Annotated in this window: 1 pseudogene; it reads right to left on the bottom strand. The window is 46.4% G+C overall.

Annotated elements, in window-relative coordinates:
* Nucleotides 1-72: 72 nt before the first annotated feature.
* Nucleotides 73-295: pseudogene (locus SORDD05_RS10175) on the bottom strand (hypothetical protein); the annotation flags it as partial.

Genomic DNA, 295 nt, shown 5'->3' with positions numbered 1-295 from the left:
TGCAAGCATCAGTGCAAGCCAATCAGCATCAAGCTCAGCAACAGCAAGCCAAAGTGCTTCAGTGAGCGCAAGTCAATCGGCTTCAGCATCAGTATCAGCAAGCCAAAGCACTTCAGCATCAGTATCAGCTAGCCAATCAACTAGCGCATCAGTATCTGCAAGTGAATCAACTTCAGCATCAGTATCTGCAAGCCAAAGCGCTTCAGCATCAGTAAGTGCAAGCCAATCAGCTTCAGCATCTGTAAGTGCAAGTGAATCAACTAGCGCATCAGTATCTGCAAGTGAATCAACTTCA

The organism is Streptococcus oralis (assembly GCF_001578705.1).
GTDB lineage: Bacteria > Bacillota > Bacilli > Lactobacillales > Streptococcaceae > Streptococcus > Streptococcus oralis_J.
Note: the sequence above shows the minus strand (reverse complement) of the source record. Positions and strands in the feature narration are given on the sequence as shown.